This is a genomic window from Anabaena sp. PCC 7938 (assembly GCF_049315035.1).
Taxonomy (GTDB): Bacteria; Cyanobacteriota; Cyanobacteriia; order Cyanobacteriales; family Nostocaceae; genus Anabaena; species Anabaena cylindrica.
This window is the reverse complement of the sequence record NZ_CP186034.1, coordinates 3,327,964-3,350,175: the sequence shown is the minus strand read 5'-3', so window position 1 is coordinate 3,350,175 and position 22,212 is coordinate 3,327,964. Positions and strand designations below refer to the sequence as shown.

The following is a 22,212-nucleotide window of genomic DNA, read 5'->3' as shown; positions in this document are numbered from 1 at the left end:
TATTTGCTGCATAAACCCAATGATAAGCGCTAAAAATTTCTTAAATTGACTAAATTCAAGTTATGAAACCAACATCCACAATAGGTGCAACATTCATCACCACCGGAAGTTTAACTGGCGCGTGTCTATCATCTACCGTTGGTGGAATTGGGATAGCAGGTAGCTTTGGTGCTGTAGGAATAGGTGCAACTTCTGTTAGCGCTGCGGGTGCAGTTGCAGGTGCTGCTATATATGGCGCATTTAAAGGAATCACAGAAGGAGATACAGCAGTTTTTGGCGCAATGGGAATAGGTGCTGTTGGTGGTGTTGGTTTTTCTAGCGTCGTTGGTGGGATAGGATTCGTTGCACCGAAAATTGGTTTAGCTTTCGGTATTGGTAGTATGCCAATAGCAGGAATTGGTGCTGTAGTTGGACTAGCTGCTTATGGTGTCGCGCAATTGTTAGATAATTCTGAATTTAAAGAAACTCCCATGCAAGTTTTTGAACGCATGGAAGAAAAAGTTCTACAAATGGATTATTACACCGCCGCATTAAGAGAGTTATCAGGTGATGATATTAGTCAGAAATTTTCAGCTTTAGAACTTGATGATGAGTTAGAAAATCTCAAGAATACACAAAATACTCACTCCCCCAAAGTTGAAGTAACAACTGTATCACTTACTAACAAATTACCTCAAACTTGGCAATGTGTAAAAACACTCAAGGGACATTCTGGGGCTGTAAATGCAGTAGCTATTCATCCCGATGGAAAAACTATGATTAGTGGTAGCGATGACAGACAAGTTAATCTGTGGAATTTGAAACCCGGAAAATTTTTATATACATTTTCTGGACAAGCTGAAGCGGTTTTATCTGTGGCTATCAGTCCAGATGGTAAGCAAATCATTAGCGGTAGTGTAGATCGAAAAATTAGCAGTTGGCAATTGAACACAAAACAATATAACCGCACATTCTCTTATTTAAATTCTCCCTGTAGTCACAACGGTTTTGTTAATGCAGTTGTTTATAGTCCAGATGACAGAATTATTATTAGTGGAAGTACAGATAAAACTATTAGAATTTGGGGACGTTATACAGGAAACATCAAACGCACTTTAAATGGACACACAGATGCAGTTTTAGCAATTGCTATTAGCCCTGATAGTACAACTTTAGTTAGTGGTAGTGCAGATAAAACTATCAGAATCTGGGATTTACAAACTGGTCAAAAACGTTGTATTCTTACTCAACATTTAGCCGCAGTAAATACACTGGCTATCACTCCAAATAATCAAGTTTTAATTAGCGGAAGTACAGACACTACTATTAAACTTTGGACTATGAAAACAGGTGAATTAATCCGCACCTTAACGGGACACTTAAAGGCAGTTTTATCTATTGCTATTCATCCTGATGGTAATACTCTCGCTAGTAGCAGCAAAGATGGAATTATCAAAATTTGGAATCTACAAACTGGGGAATTATTAGAAACTTTTTCTGGTTTTAGTCCTTTAATTTTTAGTTCAGATGGTGAAATTTTGATTAGTGGTGGTAAAAGTGGGACGATCAAAATCTGGAGACAAGTCCAAAGCACTAAAAATTTAACTGAAAATTTATCTATAATTGGGGAATGGTGGGAAATATTAGGTGTAAATACAAACACCCATCCTGACGATGTGAAACTTGCCTACCGTCGATTAGCAAGATTGTATCATCCTGATATTAATAATTCAGAAAGTGCTAAAGCTGCAATGCAAGCTGTGAATCAGGCTTATCATAATTTTCAGACGTTAGCGAATGTTGAAAAATAAACCTAATTTTAATACATAAATTTGTGTAATAAGTTACAGAATATTTCTCCTGTAGAGACGTTTTATAAAACGTCCTTAAAGGGTGTTGATGTAGCACGAGTTAGTAAGATTACAAAAATTAGTTTATTTTGGCTTTGATAGCCTCTAGTAAGCTGTGAGAGCGGTTAAAAAAGCCGTTATATAGCCTTACTCCTGTATACATGGTTTTGTTCGGATTATCTACCATAAGCTACTGATTGCATAAATTTTTGGTCATTAGGATACAATGAACAATCCTTGATCAAAATTGACACCCTAAATTTTTAAGCATCCATATTGCATATTGCGAAAAAACGTTATAAATTGTTAACTTATAGGGGAATAATTTAATTTGCAGTTTCAAACAGTCAATCCTAGCCAAGTAAATATACTACAAGGGGTTTAAACTTCACATAAACCTTAAACAGCAATAGGGATATATTTTTGTTTAGTAAAGCAAAGTCCTGAACCTTAAAATAGGGCAATGCAGAATCTAAAAATCTATCTTCCTATAATTGTTTTGAAGGTGATTTTCATTTATGGATGTGAATAAACCGATTAGTAAAATTCACCTAAAGATTTTTAATAAAAAGCAAATTAACAGCAAATTGATTTGCTAATATTCAGCAGTTGTAAATGTTCTTGTTGGAGTATTGCTTTCCAGGATTTATATTTGCTTTTCAGAAAATCAGTTATGTGATAATGAAAATAGCAAATATAAATAATCAATAAAGGTGCATCTACTACAAAATTACTATCTAAATGGAGTTATTCTGGCGATGCAAGTAAATGAATTAAGTACAACTGACAATATAGAAAATGAGGCGTGGCAAGCTTTAGAGAATTCAATTCTCTATTATCAAGGTCGTCCTATTGGAACCTTAGCTGCCTATGATCCGTCTGTTGAAGCGTTAAATTATGACCAGTGCTTTGTTAGAGATTTTGTTTCTTCCGCCTTAATTTTTTTGATTAAAGGTAGAACAGATATTGTCAGAAATTTCCTAGAAGAAACCTTAAAGTTACAGCCTAAAGAAAGAGCATTAGACGCATATAAACCTGGTCGAGGTTTGATACCAGCAAGCTTCAAAGTTATTTCTATTAATGGTGAAGAACATTTAGAAGCTGATTTTGGAGAACACGCGATCGCTAGAGTCACACCTGTTGACTCTTGTTTGTGGTGGCTAATTTTACTGCGTGCTTACGTGGTTGCTACAAATGACTATGCTCTGGCTTATCAACCTGAATTCCAAACAGGTATCAAGTTAATCATGGAAATCTGTCTGGCTAATCGTTTTGATATGTATCCAACGCTGTTAGTTCCAGATGGAGCTTGCATGATTGATCGGCGCATGGGTATCTATGGTCATCCGCTAGAAATTCAAGTGCTATTTTTTGGTGCATTGCGCGTAGCGCGTGAGCTACTAATTTGTAAAGGTAATCAAGATATCGTCGCTGCAATTGATAACCGCTTACCTTTACTATGTGGACATATTCGTCAGCATTATTGGATAGATATTAATCGTCTCAATGCAATTTATCGCTTCAAAAGCGAAGAATATGGCAAAGCAGCGGTGAATCTATTTAACATTTATGTAGATTCTCTACCTTATTATGAATTAGATAAATGGCTACCTAAAAAAGGTGGTTATTTTGCCGGTAATGTTGGCCCATCTCAGTTAGATACTCGCTTCTTTACACTGGGAAATTTGATGGCGATTATTTGTGATCTTTCAACTGAAGAACAATCTCAATCAATTATGGCTCTAATTGAAAAAAGATGGGATGATTTAGTGGGAGATATGCCCATGAAAATCTGTTTCCCGGCTTTAGAACATGAAGAGTATAGAGTTGTAACAGGATGTGATCCTAAAAATATACCTTGGTCTTATCATAATGCTGGAAGTTGGCCTGTTTTGATGTGGATGTTAGCCGCAGCATCCATGAAGACCAATAAAACTGGTATGGCTAGAAAAGCAATGGAAATTGCCAAAGCTCGTTTGAGTGAAGATGAATGGCCAGAATATTACGATGGTAAGAAAGGGCGATTAATTGGTAAACAAGCCCGCAAATATCAAACCTGGACAATTGCAGGGTATTTATTGGCTAAAGAACTAATGGATAATCCTCAGTTTTTACCGTTAGTTAGTTTTGATAAATTACCTCCAGAATCAATTTCTAGAGCCTGTGAATTTGAAGTTGGTAATATTGACCCTTATCTGTCTATGTAATGAGATAATTGTCTACAATGAACAATATTTTTCAAGCCCCTATATAATGATCTGGGGCTTTTTTCTCTTTTATAAATTGCTTCCAGCGAATAGTTAAAGAAGATATCATATAGAAAAATAAGAGAAATAAAAGACTCAGATTCTCTTGTAATAATGGAATATTGCCATGTATCGTGTATGTCCAAGATTAACTGGCTATATATCCGTTATTAAACCCAGAAAGCATTGCAGCGCAAGCAAGCGATACATTTGCTAGATCCCAGTCCAGAATATTAATTACTGCACAATTCCCATAAAAATGGAGTATTCATAGCAATGACAAAAGAAGAAATGTCAAAAATTGATGATGTCGAAAAACAGGCATGGGAATTACTAGAAAATTCTATTATTTACTATCAAGGTCGTCCCATAGGAACTGTAGTTGTCTGTGATAAGTCACAACCAGAATTTAATTTTGATCATTGCTATGTTAGGGATTTTGTATCTTCAGCTTTAGTTTTTCTCATCAAAGGTAAATATGATATTGTCCGTAATTTTCTAGAAGAAACATTGAAGCTACAACCCAAGAAAAATGACCTTAATGCTTATACACCTAGCCAGGGTTTTATCCCAGCCAGTTTTAAAGTTGTATCCATAAATGGAGAAGAATTTTTAGAAGCAGATTTTGGAGAACAAGCTATAGCTAGAGTTACACCTGTTGATTCTTGCCTATGGTGGATTATTATCTTACACGCTTATGTCAAAGCTACAAAAGATATAAAATTTGCTTTGCAACCGCAATTTCAGCAAGGCATAATGTTGATTATGGAACTTTGTTTAGCTACTCGGTTCGATATGAACCCAACGCTATTAGTTCCCGACGGGTCGTGTATGATTTATCGGCGTTTAGGTATTTTTGGCTATCCTTTAGAAATTCAATCTCTCTTTTATGCCGCTTTATGTGCAGCGCGTAAACTGTTAGTTTGTGCTGGTGATGAAGAGATTGTTGTAGGCATTGATAATCGTTTACCTTTATTAAGAGATCATATTCGTCATCATTATTGGATAGACATGAAACGGCTGAATGTTATCTATCGTTTTAAGGGTGAAGAATATGGACAAACAGCGGTAAATCAATTCAATATCTATGCAGATTCAATTCCCTATACTGATTTATGTGTATGGTTGCCAAATCATGGTGGTTATTTAGCAGCAAATGTTGGACCTTCTCATTTAGATACTCGATTTTTTGCTTTGGGAAATATGATGGCTATCATTTGTTCTTTAACTACTGAACGTCAGTCTCAAGCCATTATGAATTTGATTGAAGAACGATGGGATGATTTAGTGGGAGAAATGCCCATGAAAATCTGTTTTCCGGCTTTAGAGAATGAGGAATATAAAATTTTCACAGGCTGCGATCCTAAAAATATGCCTTGGTCCTATCATAATGCTGGTAGTTGGCCAGTTTTGTTATGGTGTTTAATAGCGGCTGCTCAAAAAACAGGTAGAACTGATATTAGTAAACGTGTTTTAGAAATAGCTGCATCACGTTTAAGTGAAGATGAATGGCCTGAATATTATGATGGTACAAGTGGTTTATTAATTGGTAAAGAAGCCCGGAGATATCAAACTTGGACAATTAGTGGCTTTTTATTAGCCAATGAATTAATGCGAAATCCTGTATATTTAGAGTTAATTAGTTTTGAGGAGTTTGATGCTGGAAATACTTCTCAGGTTTGTGATTTATAGTGAAGGTTTTTTGATTTTATGTACTGCATAAACAGTATCCTATCGTTGCCCTTCTACCTGATAACTTTTCTTTAGCTTCAGGCTCTATTCCTTATGAAACAAGCTGTTTAACCACCTTGTCACCCGTTAAGTGGAAATCCTGTATTCCTACAGTATTGATTCACAGGTAATCTAACAAACTTTAATTTCTGTAACTGAATTATTTAAATCAAACTGAATATGTCTTAATACAAACCTACGTAAGTAAACCCACTATTAAAGTGGGTGAAAAATCACTAATTTGTAACCCTTGTCAAACGTATTGTAAAACTTCGCCAAATATGAGTATTTACGCCATATTAGGGATTTGAACTTGTATCTGGACTAGAGGTTGGTTGTGGAGTTGGGGTCTTGGTGGACGGTTCAGATTCAGAAGGAGCTACATTAATCGTCGTGTTCTGTGGAGCAGTAGCAGGTTGTGAATTATTAGGAACAATCACATTAACATCTGTCTTGCCTTCTCTAGGTGCTTGCGACTGTGGAACATCAACTTTAACATTGATATTAGGCGCATTTTGTGGAGGAGCAGGAACATCTGCTGGTACTGGAACACGCTCAACAGTATTCGTTCTTTCAATGATAGTTGTCTGTTTAGCTGGCTGTTGAGGGGCAGCAGGAGCAGGTGTAACAATTATTGGATTGCTTGGTGTCCGTCCCCAGAGATAGTAAGCAAGTCCACTCAGTCCTAACAAAGCGGTAATACCAATACCAATTAAAAAACCACCAGCAGCATTGTTTTGATCGCGTACTTTTAGCGTTTCGTTCTTGATATTTGTTCCAGAAACACGACCATCAGAGTAACCGTCTCCATAAGAGGTCACTTTATCTTCATGGTTATTAGGATTAGGATTTTTGGGGTTAGTCATAGTTGCTACCAGGAATAATTGGTGGAATTAAAATACATGACGAATAGAACTGACATAAAACCTACGCAAATGTCATTTTTTTTAGACCTTAATTAAGGATGCTTTGAATATTACCTTTTACATCTTCTATCGTGTTACGAAATTGACCTTCTACTTGTTTAGCTTTGCCAGCAGCTTCTTGATTTTTGCCTTCAATTTTCTTAGAAACGGCTTTTGCTCTTCCTGATAAATTCAGCTTACTTTTCATGTCTTCTATTGATTGACGAACTCGGCTTTCTCCTTGTTTAGCTCTGCCAACAATTTGGTCTTTCCGGTCGCCTGTAATATTGCCAATTGCTTCTTGATTTTGTCCTTCAATATTCTTAAAACCTGCTTTCGCTCTATCCATTGTTGCTATTTGAATAGGCGGTTGACTGATTAGATCACTGAGTGGAGTTGCAGCCAAACTTTCTCCAGAAGCTAAATCCAATCCTATAGAAGTTGAAACTAATAAAACTAGGCTAATTGTTAGCAATAACTTACAAATTTTTTGAAGTAAAATCATTCTAAATTCCAAAATCTTTAATTTTTACAGGTGTTGACTCAACTATTAACTATGGGTGTAGAATTAGAAAGTATGGAAAATTGGATTTTATTCATACTTTCGATAAAACAGTACCTTTGCTAAATTGAAAAAAGCAGATGGGATTCGCGGCAACACAAACAAATTCCACCTGTGAAGGTAGACTGTAAGGATACAGGATGTCTGATATAGCAGGAGACTCTTAATAGAAGAGATAAAATATTCTTCTTCCTTCTCCTGAATTCTTACGGTAGACTTTATTTATGTAGCTCCATAATTCTGGTTTGAGAGCATTTTGCACATTTAGGATGCTGGTTATACATCCACAAATTAACGTGCATTGTTATAGAGAAATGGTATTAATCAATAATTTTTTTGACCTCATCTTTCACATTTTCAACAACGTGAATAGTGCTTGCTTCAACTTGTTTTGCCTTACCTTCGGCTTGAGCTTGGGGATCTCCGGTAACATTGCCTACAGCTTCTTGAACTTTGCCTTCGATATTTTTGGCCGTTGCTTGAACCCGATTTTCTAAACTCATAATGACCTCCGTATTAATTTTCAAAATCACTGTTAAAGTCGGTGAGAATATAGTTATTCTTCACCTCTGATTCAAAACCGTGCATGATAGTTTTCAATCTCATGCGGCTCTTACTGTGCAGACTAGATATAGGCAAGAAGTCTTCTTTTTCGGGGGCATCCCAAATGTGTAATTTCCATTACGCAATGCCTAGAGTTCCCTTTAGGGACACAAAATGACAATTACGGTGTTTTTGGAAAATTGGGATGTTCCCTCTTTGCTTATGTCTTCCTTCATTTCCGTAGCTTGGAAAGAGGGGATTAAAAGCTCATAATTATGAACTTTTTCAGGTTATGCTCTACTAAGTACACTCAGTATTTATACTTTTTAAAACTGGACGAGTTGCTTTTTTCATGCTTGTAGCGTAACACAAATAATTTGTTTATTTTTATACCTAAAGACATAGTTTAACTGTTACTAATATCAGTACTTGTGGGGATTTTGCAAAAAGTCTAATGAATAGGGATGGAAATTACAAACTCTGTACCCTGACCTGGTGATGAAATGCAACGCAAGGAACCACCATGTTTTTCAGTAACAATCTGGTAGCTAATCGACAATCCTATACCAGTACCTTTGCCAACTGGTTTTGTAGTGAAAAAGGGGTCAAATAGATGAGGCTGGATTTCTTCTGGAACCCCTGTGCCATTATCAACAATATGAACAAAGACGTTTTCATCCACCTGCTCTGAAGAAATACGAATTACGGGTTCTGGACAACAAACCATTTTGAAAAGCTTCTTCTAAAGCATCAATAGCATTGACCAAGACGTTCATAAATACTTGATTTAATTGTCCTGAAAAGCACTTAATTTTAGGAATTTTACCATACTCTTTAATCACTGTAATTTGAGGGCGAGGTTGATCTAAATTCCCGCTTGTATCTATGTTTTGGGATTTGAGACGGTGTTGTAAAATTAACAGGGTGCTATCAATTCCTTCATGGAGATCAGCAATTTTAAACTCGGCTTCATCCAAACGAGAAAAGATTCGTAAACTGAGGACAATTTCTCGTATACGACTTGCTCCTATCTTCATAGAAGTGAATACTTTTGGAAAATCTTCCATTAAAAATTTAACATCAGCTTCTTCTTGAGCATTTTGAATTTCTGATTCTGGGTAGGGGTAATATTTTTGATAAAGTTGAATTAACCATAGTAATTGTTGAGCATAATCTTCAGTGTGCTTAAGATTGCCATAGATGAAATTAACAGGGTTATTAATTTCATGGGCAATACCAGCAATCATTTGTCCCAAAGAAGACATTTTTTCGTTTTGGATTAATTGGGACTGGGTAAGTTTGAGTTCATGTAGAGTGTGATTGAGGTCTATATTTTTTTGCCGCAGTGCTTGCGTGCGTTCTTCTACTTTTTGTTCTAGTATTTGGCTGTAAACCTCTAGTTTTTGGTTGGCTTCGTATTGTTCTATTAACAGTTGCTTTACCTGTTGAATTAACTGGTTAAAAGAAATAGCTAATATCCCAACTTCGTCTTGAGTTGTGACCGGAGCTTGGAGATCAAAATTTGATTCTTGGGTGACTTGTTGTGCAATTTGTGTAACAACTTTTAGGGGACGAGTAATTGTTTGCACCGTTAAAAATCCGGCAATTGCCACAATAGCACTACCCAACAAGTACAAGAATCCCAAATGTTGCCATAGTCTCCATTGCTCCATTTTTAGTGTTGATGTGGGGAACAATACTGTAGTGGTCAAAGACTGACTATTTCCATAAACTAAGATGCTTTTGGCTAAATAGTTCTGGTTATCAATCATAATTTGTGCCACTGGCAACTCAGGATCGGGTAATTTCCAATTATCATGCTGCTCTATTGATAAGGATGTCGCAATTATATGATTATTTTTTTGGATAATTAGATGTTTGGAAGAACCAGATACAACTCTTTTCAGTAGGTTATCATCTACTAAGTTGCCAATAATGATTCCTCCTAGTAATCCTGTTGGTGTTTTGATTGAATAAGTTACACTCTGAAGAATTTTTTTCCCACTTTCTACATCAACAAAATCAATTAATTGCGCTCCATTACTGGCACTACTAGTAATTAATTGATCTGATACTTTCATTTGAGATAGTGAAATGCTACGCAAGTCGGTAAGGATGTTTCCTTTAGTATCAACTACTTTCAGCCAATCCAATTTTAATACTGTCTTCAGTGGCAATAATACCTGTAACAGTAATACTTGATCTCCTTGCTCAATAGCTTGTTGAAGCTTATTTTGATAAGCCATCAGTTCGATTTTAGTTTGTAGGGCTTGCTGTTCATACTGAAAATCTTGATTAACCCGTTCGGTAAATCTCTCCAAATCTTGACGGAAATTTCTCTCTAAATTTTCCGTAAACCAATTTCCTATTACTACTAAGCCTGATGTGAATACGCTCAAGTAAACTATGAGTAGTGGTATGACAATTTTTTGGCTTAGATTCAGCCGCTTAAAAAATCTCTGCATAATAATGTTATTTAATTAACTAATTAATTGGGAATAAACCCATTTTTTTGCAGAATTTTATTACCTTCTTCGCTAAAGATAAAATTAATAAAATTCTGAGTGGGTGCTGAAGGCTTTTTATGCCAGTTTATTCCAATGTAACGTACCATTTGATATTTTCCACTTCTGAAATTTTCTATTGTGGGTTCAACACCATTGAGACTGAGGCGATTGACTGGTAATTGATTGATTACAGAATATGCTAAAGAAAAAGCACCAATGGAATTCGGTGTATTTTGTAAGGTTTCAATTAATTGTCCTTCTTTATTCAAAACAATGGCTTTAGTGCTGGTCTTTTCTGCTCCCAAATAGTATTTTCGCAATAATTTTTTTGCTGACTCGTCTTCAGGTCTATCCAATACAATAATGTTGGCATTAGCTCCGCCCAATTCTTGCCAGTTGGCAATTTCACTTTGATAAATGGCTTTTAATTGTTTAGTGGATAAATTAGTAACACCTTTGACGCTGTTGTTGGTAGCAACTAATAACAAATCTTTTGCCAATTCACGATATTGAATTTGACCATTGTTTTCTTCGGGTTTGAGTTTGTGACTGCTACCAGCAATATCAAGGATGTTGTTTTTTAAAGCTGCAATCGCTCCTTCTGACTGAGTATTAGAGATAAACTCAATTTTAATGTTGTTGTTTTGGGCTTGATAAGCTTGTGCCAACAGTTTTAAAACTGTCACCGTGGAACTGGAACCACCAATTTTGATGATCTTTTGGTTTGAAGAATTTATGGAACTAGCAGATGGACTAGAGGCTGTTGGCATAGTTGAGTTGATTGACGCGCAACTGCACAGCCCTAAAACTATACATCCTATGGTCATTGAATGAGCAATCTTTTTCATATCTAAGATATTGTTATTAGCAAACTTCTATTCATCATAATGAAATTGTGTGTCAAGTGCGTCTACTTTATATAAACTACATCTATCTTCAGGATGAGATGTTTTTCTACGCATCCTATTGATTAATTTAGTATATTTACTTAGATATATAGTTGCTCATAATATCACAGAATAAGCTAATACAGGCAAAGATTCCCCACGACTACCTTTATCAACACGATAGGTTCTCAAACGACACTCTAACACCGTAATTAGCCTGAAGGAGAGCAAGCAAAACTCATCACAAAAACACTGGGTATATAGCTAAGTTCAATCTGATAATTTCCTCCTATCTGATTGCTTGGCTAAAAGTGCGCGTACTTCTTCATCTGTAGTTTGGGAAAAATCTTCATACCAAAATCCAATAGCAGACATTTGTTTTGGAGTTTGCAAACAAACTATGTTGTCTACTTCTAGCTGTAACTCTTGGTAAGTGCTTGTTGGTGCAACTGGAACTGCGACAACAATGGTTGTAGGCTGCTGTTGTTTAAGGATTGCGATCGCAGCACGCATGGTTGAGCCAGTAGCAATGCCATCATCTATCAAAATCACTGTTTTATTTTTGACATTTAAAGGAGGAGCATTACCCCGATAAGTGCGATCGCGTCGTTTTAATTCTTGCAATTCTTCGGCAGCAACTATTTCAATAACTTTCCTGTCTATCCCCAAGGCATTGATGACATCATAATTTAGTATCTCCATACCCTGATTAGCAATACCTTCTCCATGAGACGCTTCGCCAAGAGTGAGCATTGCGATCGCACCCATTGCCAATTCTTTATGGCCAGGTACGCCGAGTTTTCTGACTATACAGACATCCAGAGGTGCATTTAATTTTTTGGCTACTTCAAAGGCCACCGGCACACCTCCACGAGGCAAACCCAATACTAGCAAGTCTTCTCGGTGAGTATAGGCTGTTAAATGTTGCGCTAAAATTTGTCCTGCTTCTGTGCGGTTATGAAATCTTTTCAGCATCACTATCACCACCTGGTAATGATTTTGGATGACCAACAACTTCTCCTCATCTGCAACGCCAGAAAAAACTCATATATTGCTTAATTCGGCGATGAGGCCATTCTCCAGTTTTTATGGGATGTGAGAAGGAATCTCGATACAACTCTAGAGTTAAACATTCTCTCTTAATTTCTATGGTAGATCCAAAATGCAGGTGATCAGAAATAACGATCCGGTCAAAAAAGGTTAAAATGGTTTGTATATAAGTAAATGGGCAAAATAAAACCAAACTTAAGACTTGTCGAAACTGACGCTCAAGCTTGCTTATTGCTACCTACTCCTCAAGGAATATTAACTATGTTTCACCAAATTTTAGTTGCTTTAGACAACTCCGAAACAAGTCAGTATATTTTCGAGCAAGCCCTATTTTTGGCAAAAACAAGCAATTCAGCCTTGATGTTGCTTCATGTGCTATCGCCCTTAGAAGATCCTTACCTCAATCCTATATTTTTGCAACCAGAAACAATTTATCCCACTTTGTATACAGAAAACATCAATCAATATATGCAAGCTTGGGATAAACTCAAGCAAGAAAGACTTGACTGGATGCGATCGCTCACTCAAACAGCAGTTAATGCCGGTGTCAAAACTGATATCACCCAAACTGTAGGTGACGCAGGTCGCATAATCTGTGAATTAGCATTAAGTTGGCCAGCTGACCTCATTATTGTCGGTCGTAGAGGAATAACTGGAATCAGTGAGGTTTTCTTAGGCAGTGTCAGCAATTACGTACTACATCATGCTCATTGCTCAGTTCTCACCGTACAAGGTTTAATTCCTACAAAAATCCCAAATAGCAAAGACACTCAAGTAACTTCCATCTAAAAAAAATTCACAATTTCTTAATATTTAAGCTAGGACAAATCAAAAAAATTTTGCTTTTTCTGCTCTGCGAATAGGAGCAATGAAAGGCTGCTCACATCTGGGTTTGAATCACAATATCAGTCAGCACTATAATACTATTGCTGTAGTTACTCTCATCCATTACTTTAATTTAAGATATGGCTCAGTCTCAATGAGTTAAATTTATTTGTAGCTAGTGTCTGTATACAATTTCTTATTGCTTTTATAACTACGGTTATTAACTGGGTACAGACTATACTAGTATTAGTAATTTATCAAATACATCCCAAATTTAAAATCTAGAGGTATCTATGAGTTTTACTAATCTTAACAAAAAAACAAACGAATATAAAGAACTTAAAGAAAAACCTCATTGGCAAGGGCCACCCACAGTAAAAAATGGTGTCAAAGGCAGAGAAATCAAGCCACAAGAGATAATGACCGATGTTCCCAATGAGGATGATCGGGGTCGCGGTCGAGTGGCAATTTTTATAGATGGCTTAAACCTATTTCACGCAGCTTTGCAACTAGGCATTGAAATCGACTACGTTAAATTGCTATGTCGTTTAACACAGAGTTCTCGATTGTTGCGAGCTTTCTTTTATACCGGGGTTGATGCCAGCAAGGAAAAACAACAAGGGTTTCTATTATGGATGCGTCGCAATGGCTATCGTGTAGTTGCTAAAGAGATAGTTGCAGTTGCCGAAAATTGCAAAAAACCCAATCTCAATGTAGAAATTGCCGTTGATATGATTACTCTAGCACCCTATTACGATACTGCTGTTTTAGTCAGTGGTGATGGTGATTTAGCCTATGCTGTCAGTGCTGTCAGCAGCTTGGGATCTAGAGTAGAAGTGATCGGTTTGCAAACAATGACTAGTGATAGCCTGATTGATGTGGCTGACTACTTCATCGACTTCGACAGCATTAAACAGCATATTCAAAAGGATTCTCATGTTGGCTATAGTTATCGCACTTCGTCCACTTCTCAAATTTAAATACTCAAACATTTGCTGAACTAATAGAAACCTAACTAGCTTTATAAAAAGAAGAATTTTATTGTCGGATAAGTCGCAATGGGATCAATTCTGTGGAGATGTTTCCAACAACTACCAAATTTAGTCATCTTCAATAGATATAGGAGTAGAAAAGCTGTGGGGAAAATGTATGAATTGTCCCCACAAATGGTGTCGAGCAACGCAGAATTATTGTAAGAATTCGGGAGTCAGGAGATGCTACGCAGACCTGCGGTTCAGAATGCTCATAAAATGAAGAATGGAGAAAACTAGATAATTTATTTTGTGCAACTGCTTACATCAACTTATAACGTAGCAAATGCTGCATTTTATTTGCACCTTCTGTTAGATCTGTGCTATACCAAGGTGAGAATAGTTAGTTAACATTGCTATGTATAATTACTGTCCCAATTCTTGAAATTTTAAATTCGGTGAGAATACTGATTAAGGTGTTTTTTAGGATTCGATTAATATTGACTTGAGTGCAGAATGTATAGTTAGCTTCAAAGTTATTAAATACGAAAGTCTCTTCGCAAACTTATGCATCTTCACTGTACAAACTATACTAATAACCTGAATACAGACATTATTACTGGATCTCGCATAATCTAAGGAGTGCAAAACGTGAATCAGATCCAATTGACTTTAGTAATTAGTTATCTGTTAATGACTTGCTATTTTTTTACCAATTGGTTAAGTTTTTCCCTGCGTCACCCTGCATCTACTCCAGAAGATAAATTTTTATCATTTATTATGTGTTTAACAACTACTATCTTCTGGCCTTTAATGATTCCTCTATGGTGTTTAAAAATTATTAAGAATGGCAAGCTAGAATTTAGTACTGTAATTCCTGTGCTTTTAGCAATATTTGCTTGTAGTATTTCCTATTATTTGATTTAAGTAACCACGCAGAAATATTTTAGATTAGAGACAGAATCAGGGCTGTTTCATTCTAAATTTTGACATCTTAGGCTTCAGGGATTCTATCTCTCAACGGCTGAGAATACCTAAATTCGTTACCTAAATCTAGAATGAAATAACCCTGGGGACAGAATGATTCCGTCCCTAGTTTGAAAATATTATTGAACTCGCGTGGGAAAAGTACCAGGACTAACACCTATGTTGATATTCTGGTTATTGCGACGCAGATCTAGACGCAAATTTCCGCCAATTTGGGCTTTTTCGACAGCTTTCTGGACACTAGCCGCATCTGTGACTAATTGGCCATTGAGCTTTTGAATAACATCACCTGCGCGTATTCCGGCTTTGTCCGCTGGTGAATTAACCATAACTTTGACTATCAAAACACCTTTGTCTTCTTTTACACTTAAACCACTATTGGGATCTGAGTTGAGACGTTGCTTCAACTCAGGTGTTAAACCCACCATTTGAATTCCTAAATAAGGATGTTGCGCTTTACCTGTAGTTATAAGTTGATTAGAAATGCGTTGTGCTGTGTTAATAGGAATAGAAAATCCTAAACCCTGCGCTCCTTGAATGATAGCCGTATTCATACCAATAACTTCCCCGCGAGCATTTAGCAAAGGGCCACCAGAGTTACCGGGGTTAATTGCTGCGTCGGTTTGAATAAATTCTACTCGCTTATCGGGAACGCCAACTTGATTACTAGAGCGTCCGGTACCGCTGATAATGCCTGTCGTTACGGTATTATCTAACCCTAGAGGATTACCAATTGCGATCGCCCATTGTCCCGCTTGTAGTTGGTCAGAATTACCTATACTCACTGTTGGCAAATTATTCGCTTGAATTTTCACAACCGCAACATCAGTTAATTCATCTTTCCCAATTACTTTACCTTCAAAGCTACGCCCATCTTTGAGAGTGACACTCACTGTGTCAGCACCATCAACCACGTGAGCATTGGTAAGAATTCGACCATCTGCACTGAGGATAAAACCTGAGCCAGTACCTCTTTCTACCCGATTTCTTCCTTGCATTGGTAGTTGTGAACCAAAAAAGCGGCGGAAAAATGGATCATTGAACTCCTCTGGTAACTGGGTTGTAACAGTGCGAGCCGAGTTAATTCGCACTACCGCAGGCCCTACTTTTTCGACAACTTGAGTAATAAAATTAGGATCTGTATTTGCTGCTAATGGGGAAGCCGCATTGACTCGGCTGACTGCCAGTTTAGATGCAGTTTCAGATAGCTGCTGTTGGTTTCCAGCTAGATAACCACCTGCTAGGGTCATACCTGATCCCAGCAGCACCAAGGATAAAGAGGCCGCTGCCTTTTTCCAGGGTGCATCATGATGGCTTTTTGGTAAAAGATTATCTTGTTCTTGTGTTTGTTTTGACATTTGATGTACGGGATAAATATTGAGGACTATTACTAAGGTAGATATTATTTTTGATGCTTTTGTTGCAAAAGTGTAGCAGTATGGGGAAAATTTCCGGTCTTTATATTTGGATACACTCACAAATATGAATTTTTCCAACAAATCCATAAAAATCTGTTGACATTATAGCAATCTTCACAATTTGATCACCTAATTATCGCCAAGTGCGTGACAGCCTGCCTTCGATAAATCATCGGTCAAATCTTGACAAGGTTCATAGTTATGTGTTTTATTTAAAAAAATAACGACCGTTCGATATAAATAAGCTGAGTAATGCCGAAAATTGTTGATCATGAACAGTACCGCAAAGAATTAATCGGCAAGTGTTTCGATTTATTCGCTGAAAAAGGTTATGGATCTATAACCATGCGGCAAATTGCTCAAAGTTTAAATGTTTCTACGGGTACGTTATATCACTATTTTCCCAGTAAACAGGCTTTATTTGAGCAACTGGTGGAAGAAATTACTCAACAGGATGTGATTACAGCTTTAGCAGAATTGGGAGGAAAGAATAACTTATCTGAATTGATGACATCCTTAGGTAATTATCTTGTTAAAAATGAGGAATACCTAATTAAATGGACTTATGTATGGGTTAATTTTTGTCAACATCAAGAATCAAAAGCTATGCTGAGTAATAGCACAGTTTTCAAACACGCTAATCAAAGATGCCAACAAGTAGCCTGTGACTTATTAGGCATTCAAGATGTAGTATTAGCATCTTTTATTTTAAGCTTTGTCAATGGAGTAATTCTAGAAAAACTATGGGGTAATGAAACAATTAATTTTCCTGAACAATGCGCTTTGTTAGAAAAAATGTTAACTGCTTATTTACAGCAAAAATCATAGGTGACTGGGGAGTCTTTTGGTAAATAGAAATGAATCAAAAACTGTTATTCAAACCTGCAAATAAAGGGTTTATCGGTTTACTGATAACTACTACTGCTATTATAGCCGGGATGACGACTTATGGTATTTATAATTTTGGACAAATTGCTAAAAATTCCACATTGGAATTAGCAGAAGCTGCACCTACGCCGATAAAAGTGACTGCTTTAGGCAGACTAGAACCAGAGACAGAAGTTATTAGCTTGTCTGCACCTTTAGCATTAGATGGCGATCGCATTGCGGAGGTTTTAGTGAAAGAAGGTGATAGAGTCAAAGCCAAACAAGTGATTGCAGTTTTAAATTCACGCGATTACTTGCAAAATGCTGTCCAACAAAGTGAGAAACAAGTTAGAGTTTCCCAAGCTAGACTTGAGCAAATCAAAGCTGGGGCTAAATCGGGAGATATTCAAGCACAACAAGCGAGTCTTGAACGGATAAAAGCCCAATCTGAAGGCGATAAAAAATCCCAACAAGAAAATATTGCTCGCATAGAAGCTCAATGGCAAGGTGATAGAATTGCTCAAGCAGCAACTATTAATAAATTAGCCGCAGAACTGAATAATGCTGAAGCCGAATCTCAACGCTATCAACAGTTATATTCTGAAGGTGCTGTTTCTAATTCTGTGATTGACAGCAAACGTTTAAATGTGGAAACTGCCAAACAGCAATTAGAAGAAGCTAAAGCAATTCTCAACCGCATCAATTCCACCGCCACCAAGCAACTAGCAGAAGCCAAAGTTGCATTAACTCGAATTAATGCCACCAGTAATAAACAAATTAGCGAAGCCAAAGCTACGCTGAATAGTATTGCCGAGGTTCGTCCGGTAGATGTGAATTTAGCACAAACAGAAGTTGAAAGTGCGATCGCTACCCTCAAACGCGCCCAAACTGACCTAGAAGCAGCCTATATCCGCGCCCCAATGGATGGACAAATACTCAAAATTCATACCCGTGCTGGCGAAAAAATAGAGAATACTGGAATTGCGGACTTTGCACAAACAGACCAAATGCTGGCAGTGGCAGAAGTTTATCAAACTGATATTAGTAAAGTCAAATTAGGACAAAAAGCCTTAATTACCAGTCCCTCATTTACAGGTGAACTGCGGGGAACAGTCTCACAAATTGGCTTACAAGTCAACCGCCAAAATGTGTTTAGCAATCAACCCGGTGAAAACCTCGATAGTCGAGTAATTGAAGTAAAAATTCGCCTTACCCCTGAAGACAGTAAAAAAGTTGCAGGTTTAACTAACTTGCAAGTACAAACAGCAATCGAATTGTAATTGGTGGTTGGTGATTGGTCAAAGTTATTCATTTTAAAATAATTTTCAATGGTATCTCAATTATTTCGCAAAACGCCTCTAGCTTGGCGACAGTTAATGAAAGAAAAAACACGGCTGGCTATTGCAGTCGCTGGGATTACTTTTGCAGATATGCTGATGTTTATTCAGATGGGTTTTGAAAGTGCTTTATTTGATGCAGCTATTCAACCACATCGCAATTTACAAGCTGATTTAGTTTTAATTAATCCTCAATTTGAAACTCTGTTTTCAGTTAAAAGCTTTTCTAGAGAAAGACTATATCAAGCATTGAGTTATGATGGCGTAAAATCAGTTAACTCTGTTTATATTGGTACTGGACAGTGGCGAAATCCAGAGACACGAATTGATAGGGCTATCTTAGTTTGGGGTGTAGATCCAACACAACCAGGTTTGATATTTCCTGAAGTGCAAAAAAATAAAGATTACCTCAAGCAACTGAATCAAGTAATGTTTGATCAAGCCGGTCGTCCTGAATATGGTGCGGTGGGTGATATCTTTAAAAAAACAGGTAATTTTCAAACAGAACTAAATAGTAAATCTGTTAGCGTTAAAGGTTTATTTAGTAATGGTGCTTCCTTTGCGGCTGATGGTAATGTTGTTGCTAGTGATTCGACTTTTTTAGAACTATTTCCCACTCGGAAAGCAGATCAAATTGAAGTGGGTTTAATTACTCTCAAGCCTGGTGCTGATATTGAAAAAGTCAAAGCACAACTGATAATAGGATTAAATCCAGATCCAAAAAATCCCTTTGTTCAAGTGGGAACACCTGAAGATTTTGCTCAAAAAGAAAAAAGTTATTGGGCTAATGGTACAGGTATTGGTTTTATTTTTGGTATGGGTGTCGGAGTAGGTTTTATTGTTGGTATCGTGATTGTTTATCAAATTCTTTATTCTGATGTTTCCGATCATTTACCAGAATATGCCACTCTCAAAGCAATGGGTTATACAGATACCTATTTTTTGGTTGTCTTGTTACAAGAAGCATTACTTTTAGCTTTTCTGGGTTTTTTACCAGCATTTTTCCTATCTTTTGGGCTGTACCAAGTCACTTATTCTGCCACTTTGTTACCCATTTTTATGAAAGCAGACCGGGCAATTAATGTTTTTATTTTGACTGTAATTATGTGTAGTATTTCGGGGGCAATCGCTATCCGAAAACTAGGTTCTGCTGACCCTGCGGATGTTTTTTAGGCTTTCTGGGAACCCCAACCCGCTGTTTTGTGGAGGGGAGTAACAAAGCTGTCTTGATTAGTTAAAACGGATAAAAAATCTATGTTACAAGTCTCGACGAAATCCAACGTTGCTTCAGAAACGGTAATTACTGTTTCCAAACTCAATCATTATTTTGGTGAAGGTGGACTAAAAAAACAAGTGTTATTTGACATCAATTTAGAGATTAAGACTGGTGAAATTGTGATTATGACGGGGCCTTCTGGTTCAGGTAAAACAACGTTGTTATCACTTATGGGTGGGTTGCGTTCCGCGCAAGAGGGGAGTTTGCAAATATTGGGTCAGGAAATGAGTGGTGCGAGTAAGGGACAATTAACTAAGTTGCGTCGTCAGATTGGTTATATTTTCCAAGCGCATAACTTGATGACGTTTTTAACAGCGAAAGAAAATGTGCGGATGTCTTTGGAGTTGCATGAGGATTATCTGCAAGGAGATATTAATGCCAAAGCTATAGCAATGTTAGCAGAAGTGGGTTTAGGTGAGCGTGTTGATTACTATCCAGAGAGTTTATCGGGGGGACAAAAGCAACGAGTTGCGATCGCACGTGCTTTAGTTAGTCATCCTAAAATAGTTCTAGCTGATGAACCCACAGCGTCCTTAGATAAACAATCTGGACGCGATGTGGTGGAATTAATGCAAAAATTAGCTAAAGAACAAGGTTGTACGATTTTGCTTGTCACCCACGATAATCGGATATTGGATATAGCAGATCGCATCATTTATATGGAAGATGGACAATTGAAGAGTGATGGTATAGATATTGGAGTAAAATTAAATTAATATTCCTTTATTTAAAGATAATCTCCTCCCGGATTTCCAGATTGAGAGTATGTTGAATTTTCAAAAGTTTTGTTAAACTAGCACTGGCATACCCATTTGCTTCATCACGTTGTACCTGTTGAGGTTTAACTCCTAAAAGTTTGGCGAAACTTTCTTGAGTGTATCCGCGAATAATCCGCGCTTTGATTAATGCTTCTGGTAATTTTTCTAAACTATCATATTGCAATCGCTCAATTTTATTTTGATTGTTTTTGAGATTTTCGTACTCTTCTATCTCTTGAATAAACTCCTCAATTTGGCTTTGTAGTGAATCAATACGAGCCTGGTGGCGTAGCTTTTGGTTTTCATCTTCTGGAACTGGTTTACTAGCATATTGAGCTATTGCTAACTCAAATTTTTTCATCTGTGCCTTAGTGATATTGTACTGCCATTCATTGAAGATCATAGTCTTTAACCTATCACTCATTTTTTCAAATGTGGCATTACCTAAGAAGTAAAATTAATTAGGTAATACCAATTTATTGTTTTGTATTGCTGATTTTTTATTTTAAATCATTAACAAAAAAATATTTCGCCTCCGATCCATACAGACACGATTGTAAAATAACGCACTTTAACTGCCAGGCATCCCCTACTTATAGTTTGCTGTTAGCAACAATCTGTTAATCTAGCTGTGTGCAGGATTTACAAGATAGTAAATGGAAATTAGTAATCTATTTCAAGCCGGTGGCGTAGTCATGTGGCCGCTGCTGTTTTTTTCTGTGTTAGCAGTAGCACTAATCATGGAACGGATCACCTTTTGGGTAAAGCTGAGTGGTCGTCAGAACCGGGTGGTTAGGGAAGTGCTAAATTTTTATCGTCAAGGTAATGTAGTTAGTGCTTTAGATAATTTGCAGAAAAATGTTGATTTACCTATCGCGCGGATTTTTTTAGCTGCTTTAGAATTGGAAGAACCTACTCCAGAAGAATTCCGCTTGGCTTTAGAAAGTGAAGCACAGGGAGAGATTCCTTTACTAAAAAGATTCCAAAACATTTTTGATACAATTATTGGTCTTGCTCCCCTGTTAGGCTTACTGGGTACAGTTTTGGGGTTAATTGCTTCTTTTGCTTCTTTGAATATTGGTGATGTGGGTGGTAGTAAAACAGCGGGTGTGACAGCGGGGATTAGTGAAGCATTAGTATCCACAGCATCAGGATTAGTCGTGGCTATTTTTACGCTTTTCTTTGCGAATACATTTCGGGGATTTTATATACGTCAGATTGCTTGGATTCAAGAATATGGTGGACAGTTAGAATTACTCTACCGTCGTCGTTATGAAAGAAGGGGTCGTTAAACAGACTAATTTTATATGAAGCTGCACTAAATGATGACATCAATTAAGAGACTTCCAAATAAAAAAATATCCCACAATTTCTTGTTGTTCAGGCCGAAAAGCCTGCTAATAATACAAGGACGGGCAGGATGCCCATCCCACAAGATTGGATCATCTCTTTTGTGGAGTTTTCTAAATTATCCGTCTTTATCTGCGTTTATCTGCGGTCAATTATTCTTGAT

The 22,212-nt window shown here is 37.0% G+C and carries 19 protein-coding genes and 1 pseudogene; 11 read left to right on the top strand and 9 right to left on the bottom strand.

What is annotated here, in order from left to right; all coding sequences use genetic code 11:
- Positions 1–62 precede the first annotated feature (62 nt).
- The 3 genes from ACOWPH_RS15460 to ACOWPH_RS15450 all read left to right on the top strand — a co-directional run bounded on the left by ACOWPH_RS15460 (position 63) and on the right by ACOWPH_RS15450 (position 5,767).
- Complete coding sequence (locus tag ACOWPH_RS15460; RefSeq protein ID WP_015216268.1) at positions 63–1,790, top strand: DnaJ domain-containing protein; 1,728 nt, start codon at positions 63–65, stop codon at positions 1,788–1,790.
- 797 nt (positions 1,791–2,587) lie between these two features.
- Complete coding sequence (locus ACOWPH_RS15455) at positions 2,588–4,036, top strand: glycoside hydrolase 100 family protein (RefSeq protein WP_015216267.1); 1,449 nt, start codon at positions 2,588–2,590, stop codon at positions 4,034–4,036.
- Positions 4,037–4,351: 315 nt separating this feature from the next.
- Positions 4,352–5,767: a glycoside hydrolase 100 family protein gene (locus ACOWPH_RS15450; RefSeq protein WP_015216266.1), complete on the top strand. Its 1,416-nt coding sequence runs from the start codon at positions 4,352–4,354 to the stop codon at positions 5,765–5,767.
- 338 nt (positions 5,768–6,105) lie between these two features.
- Here the strand turns inward: ACOWPH_RS15450 and ACOWPH_RS15445 are convergent, their stop codons facing one another.
- From ACOWPH_RS15445 to ACOWPH_RS15415, 7 genes and pseudogenes are all read right to left on the bottom strand, one after another.
- On the bottom strand, positions 6,106–6,672 hold the full coding sequence (locus tag ACOWPH_RS15445) for a hypothetical protein (RefSeq protein WP_015216265.1): 567 nt from the start codon (positions 6,670–6,672) through the stop codon (positions 6,106–6,108).
- A 232-nt stretch (positions 6,673–6,904) separates the two neighbouring features.
- Positions 6,905–7,060: pseudogene (locus ACOWPH_RS15440) on the bottom strand (CsbD family protein); the annotation flags it as partial.
- Between the two features lie 533 nt (positions 7,061–7,593).
- Positions 7,594–7,776 carry a CsbD family protein gene (locus ACOWPH_RS15435; protein WP_015216263.1) on the bottom strand — a complete coding sequence of 61 codons (183 nt, stop codon included), beginning with the start codon at positions 7,774–7,776 and terminating at the stop codon, positions 7,594–7,596.
- 491 nt (positions 7,777–8,267) lie between these two features.
- Positions 8,268–8,498 carry a sensor histidine kinase gene (locus tag ACOWPH_RS15430; RefSeq protein ID WP_422665593.1) on the bottom strand — a complete coding sequence of 77 codons (231 nt, stop codon included), beginning with the start codon at positions 8,496–8,498 and terminating at the stop codon, positions 8,268–8,270.
- Entirely contained in the window at positions 8,491–10,281 is a 1,791-nt protein-coding gene (locus ACOWPH_RS15425) for a HAMP domain-containing protein (protein WP_422665592.1), read from the bottom strand. The genes ACOWPH_RS15430 and ACOWPH_RS15425 overlap by 8 nt, the downstream gene beginning before the upstream one ends.
- Positions 10,282–10,304: 23 nt before the next feature.
- Positions 10,305–11,171 (bottom strand): substrate-binding domain-containing protein, encoded by an 867-nt coding sequence (locus ACOWPH_RS15420; protein WP_015216261.1) that lies wholly within the window; start codon positions 11,169–11,171, stop codon positions 10,305–10,307.
- Between the two features lie 309 nt (positions 11,172–11,480).
- Positions 11,481–12,185, bottom strand: a complete 705-nt coding sequence (locus ACOWPH_RS15415; protein WP_015216260.1) for a phosphoribosyltransferase — start codon at positions 12,183–12,185, stop codon at positions 11,481–11,483.
- 336 nt (positions 12,186–12,521) lie between these two features.
- Between ACOWPH_RS15415 and ACOWPH_RS15410 the strand changes: the two genes are divergently transcribed.
- The 3 genes from ACOWPH_RS15410 to ACOWPH_RS15400 all read left to right on the top strand — a co-directional run bounded on the left by ACOWPH_RS15410 (position 12,522) and on the right by ACOWPH_RS15400 (position 14,983).
- A complete protein-coding gene (locus tag ACOWPH_RS15410) occupies positions 12,522–13,049 on the top strand; it encodes a universal stress protein (RefSeq protein ID WP_042466122.1) in 528 nt (175 codons plus the stop codon).
- Positions 13,050–13,378: 329 nt separating this feature from the next.
- Entirely contained in the window at positions 13,379–14,065 is a 687-nt protein-coding gene (locus ACOWPH_RS15405) for an NYN domain-containing protein (protein ID WP_015216258.1), read from the top strand.
- A 642-nt stretch (positions 14,066–14,707) separates the two neighbouring features.
- On the top strand, positions 14,708–14,983 hold the full coding sequence (locus ACOWPH_RS15400) for a hypothetical protein (RefSeq protein WP_015216257.1): 276 nt from the start codon (positions 14,708–14,710) through the stop codon (positions 14,981–14,983).
- A gap of 179 nt (positions 14,984–15,162) precedes the next feature.
- Here the strand turns inward: ACOWPH_RS15400 and ACOWPH_RS15395 are convergent, their stop codons facing one another.
- Positions 15,163–16,401: an HhoA/HhoB/HtrA family serine endopeptidase gene (locus ACOWPH_RS15395; protein WP_042466121.1), complete on the bottom strand. Its 1,239-nt coding sequence runs from the start codon at positions 16,399–16,401 to the stop codon at positions 15,163–15,165.
- A 312-nt stretch (positions 16,402–16,713) separates the two neighbouring features.
- Between ACOWPH_RS15395 and ACOWPH_RS15390 the strand changes: the two genes are divergently transcribed.
- From ACOWPH_RS15390 to ACOWPH_RS15375, 4 genes are all read left to right on the top strand, one after another.
- A complete protein-coding gene (locus tag ACOWPH_RS15390) occupies positions 16,714–17,289 on the top strand; it encodes a TetR/AcrR family transcriptional regulator (protein WP_015216255.1) in 576 nt (191 codons plus the stop codon).
- Between the two features lie 29 nt (positions 17,290–17,318).
- Positions 17,319–18,608 (top strand): ABC exporter membrane fusion protein, encoded by a 1,290-nt coding sequence (locus ACOWPH_RS15385; protein ID WP_015216254.1) that lies wholly within the window; start codon positions 17,319–17,321, stop codon positions 18,606–18,608.
- Positions 18,609–18,656: 48 nt separating this feature from the next.
- Positions 18,657–19,838, top strand: coding sequence for an ABC transporter permease DevC (gene devC, locus ACOWPH_RS15380; protein ID WP_015216253.1), 1,182 nt, complete (start codon positions 18,657–18,659; stop codon positions 19,836–19,838).
- 81 nt (positions 19,839–19,919) lie between these two features.
- On the top strand, positions 19,920–20,657 hold the full coding sequence (locus ACOWPH_RS15375; RefSeq protein WP_015216252.1) for a DevA family ABC transporter ATP-binding protein: 738 nt from the start codon (positions 19,920–19,922) through the stop codon (positions 20,655–20,657).
- Positions 20,658–20,664: 7 nt separating this feature from the next.
- Here ACOWPH_RS15375 and ACOWPH_RS15370 read toward each other — a convergent pair whose 3' ends face one another.
- A complete protein-coding gene (locus ACOWPH_RS15370; protein WP_042465264.1) occupies positions 20,665–21,102 on the bottom strand; it encodes a helix-turn-helix transcriptional regulator in 438 nt (145 codons plus the stop codon).
- A 253-nt stretch (positions 21,103–21,355) separates the two neighbouring features.
- On the opposite strand from ACOWPH_RS15370, the gene ACOWPH_RS15365 reads away from it, so the two are divergent.
- Entirely contained in the window at positions 21,356–21,991 is a 636-nt protein-coding gene (locus tag ACOWPH_RS15365; RefSeq protein ID WP_015216250.1) for a MotA/TolQ/ExbB proton channel family protein, read from the top strand.
- The last annotated feature ends 221 nt before the right edge of the window (positions 21,992–22,212 follow it).